3 protein-coding genes are annotated in these 2822 nt (G+C 66.2%); all 3 read left to right on the forward strand.

Annotated features, from left to right (window positions below; genetic code table 11):
* Positions 1-193 (forward strand): hypothetical protein (locus tag WAN02_RS19775; protein ID WP_422265930.1); only part of this gene is annotated, 193 nt, incomplete at its 5' end.
* 129 nt (positions 194-322) lie between these two features.
* Positions 323-1147: an MIP/aquaporin family protein gene (locus WAN02_RS19780; protein ID WP_422265931.1), complete on the forward strand. Its 825-nt coding sequence runs from the start codon at positions 323-325 to the stop codon at positions 1145-1147.
* A gap of 39 nt (positions 1148-1186) precedes the next feature.
* Complete coding sequence (locus WAN02_RS19785; protein ID WP_422265932.1) at positions 1187-2194, forward strand: hypothetical protein; 1008 nt, start codon at positions 1187-1189, stop codon at positions 2192-2194.
* Positions 2195-2822 lie beyond the last annotated feature (628 nt).

Raw genomic sequence — 2822 nt, forward strand, 5'->3', positions numbered from 1 at the left:
GCGTTGCACGACCGCTCTTCGCACCGTTATTGACATCGCACCCGAGACCTCGGAATCCGACCTCATCCGAATCGTCCGAGACTGCCTTGACCGTGGGCTGTTCACCACCGAGGAAGCGTTGACGAGGCTGGCGCAACCCGACATGGCGTCTCGCCGGGGAGCCGAGATGCTCCGACGGAGTCTGCCTCGCTGAGGCCGAGAGCTCCGCGCCACGTCCATCGAGCTCGTCATCAATTCGATCATTGCGGCCGAACTGCGCGCTAGGGTTCAGAGACCTTTGGCGCAGTCTTGCCACCAACCGAACTGATGAGAGTGAGGAATGATGACCGCGACGCCTGCGGAAGAGGCTTCCGTTCTCGGGCCGATCGCTCGCTACGAGAAGAGCGTCCGGGACCGGATCGTCGACTTTGATGATCCGCGGCAGGAGTGGCGGCGGCTGTTCTCCGAGCTGCTCGGCACATTCTTTCTCGTGCTGGTCGCGGCCGGCGGCGGCATGATGAGCCAAGCCTTCCCCGGCGTGATCAGCCGCCAGGCCGCGGTCGTGGCACCCGGGCTGATGGTCATGGGCATCATCTTGTTCATGGGCAAGATCTCCGGCGCCCACCTCAACCCAGCGGTCAGCATCGCCTTCGCGTTGCGTCGTGACTTCCCGTGGCAGCGGGTGCCTGGCTACATCGTGGTGCAGCTGGCCGGGGCCACCTTGGCGGCGCTGTTCCTGCATGCGGTGATCAACGTCTCGGCCAAGTACGGGTCGAACTACCCAGCAGCCAACTACTCCGCCGGCGCGGCGTTCTGGATGGAGCTCATCCTCACCGTCGGTCTGGTCAGCGTGATCTTGGGCACCGCCTCCGGCGCCCAGAACGTCGGCATCTTCGGCGCCCTCGGTGTCGGTGCTTACATCGCGCTGGCCGGGCTGTGGGGAAGCCCGATCTCCGGTACGTCGATGAACCCGGCTCGTACCTTCGGGCCCGACCTGGCCTCCACCACCTTCACCAGCTACTGGGTGTATGTGGCGGGACCGATCGCCGGTGCTGTCATCGCCGTCGGAATCGCCTTTGTGCTGCGCGGTCCCGGAGGAGACAAGGGAGGCCTTGCGGCGGCCCAGGGCGCCCTCGTGGTGGACGCCACAGAGGCTGACAAGCACTAGCGCCGTACGCTCAGCTAGGAGCGAACGAGGGAAGCCGCCATGTCACGACCGACGCGAGGGCTGATCCTCGCCGCCAGCGCCTGCTCGGCATTCGCACTCCTGATCCCTCCGGCAACCGCGCAGGCCCATTCGCCCCGTCCGGCAGCGGCAGCACGACCCGGCGACCGAGAGGTCGCTGGCCAGGTCGTGGCCTACCGGGGCAAGGGCGGCGCGGTCTTCGCTAACAAGCCGGGCTCATCGACGTTCACCCGGCTCGGCAACACGATCGTGGGTGCACCCGCGGTGGCGTGGGCCAACCGGCAGTTCTTCTTCGTCGCCGCGACCCACCATGGCCTCGAGGTCCGGACCTTCACGTCCCACTGGTCGCAGCTGGTCAAGGGCGGCTTCAGATGCTCGCAACCCGATCTCGCCTCCGACGGCAAGCGGCTTGGGCTGTCCTGCTTGCACGACCATGCGTTGTACGCCGCCAAGTTCGCGGCCCCGCGCCATGGCGTCCCATCGCTGGCCACGCTTCATCTGCAGGGTGGCAAGAACCTGATTCACGGCGCCGGCGCGTACTTCCAGGGCAGGCAGTTCGCGTTCGAGGTCATCGGCGAGGTCTACGAGGACGACGCGAGGACGTGGAACTCTCACTACGGGGCCTACGGCAAGCCGCTATACGGCGGGGACGGCCAGGACGGCGACGACTCGTTCTACTGCCGGGCGCAGGCCACCGGGGCCTCCGCTCCGAAACACGGTCGCGTCTACACGGGCTGTGCGGTCAAGCGCAAGAAAGGGTACGTACTGTCCATCGTCACCGAGGCGACCGGCGTCTGCCCGGTGACGCCGACGACGCCGATCGCGGCTGCCAGGGTCGGGATCGCGCCGACCGCCAAAAACGCAGCGGTCGCGGTCTATGAGACCCCGAGCGGCTCGATCGCCGAGACCTCAATGACGATCCACCCACCGGCCATCGACTGTGGCAGAGACGCCGGCCACGTCACGGTGATCGCCAAGGGCGCCACCAGCGGCCCATCGATCGCGCTCGGAGCCAACGGCTACCGGTGAGTTGCGCGACTTGTCCGGACCAAACCCGGTCCTGGCCGGTTACCACCCGGACAGGTATGCATCCGGACGCTCTCCGAACGATGCGAGGGATCTGAGCGTCGTCGCCTGCCAGCGTCTCAAGAGCCCTGTTCCGATATCCGACAAACCGAACGTGGCCGAAACCAGTTCAGAACCTCCCGGGAATCGGGCGCGAGTAGTTTGCTGGTGGATTGTCGGCCTACTTCTCAGTGCGGGCCTGTTCGTGGGCCTGGTGTTTGTAGGGATGCAGGTCGGTGGTCGATCTCGCGCTGGCCCGACCGTGGTCGCATCAACCTCGCCGGTCGCGGCTACAGCGCCTGCCTCGGCCATTGCGATGCCCCCGCCAGCTCCGGGTACGGCCTACCGCGTGTGCTCGCTCGCGGCCACCGTTGCGCTCACCCGTCAGCTGCGAACAGCCCCCTCCTCCTCGCCAGCGCAGGCGATCAAGACTGTTCGTCACACCCATCCTGGATTGCCACCTGGACCTTGGGTGGTCTGGGCTCACGGTCTCGCAGAAGGTGGCCACGGCTTGGGGTGGTCCTATACCCAGGAGACTGGGACAGTCCTGATATTCAAGGTGAAAAGCGGTGAGTACCAGCTTGCCCTTAGA

It is taken from the genome of Mycobacterium sp., from assembly GCF_049281135.1.
Taxonomy (GTDB): Bacteria; Actinomycetota; Actinomycetes; order Mycobacteriales; family Mycobacteriaceae; genus Mycobacterium.

Excerpts from the sequence above, each read along its gene's own strand:
- WAN02_RS19780 (WP_422265931.1), top strand. The coding sequence starts at position 323 with ATGACCGCGACGCCTGCGGAAGAGGCTTCCGTTCTCGGGCCGATCGCT.
- WAN02_RS19785 (WP_422265932.1), top strand. The coding sequence starts at position 1,187 with ATGTCACGACCGACGCGAGGGCTGATCCTCGCCGCCAGCGCCTGCTCG.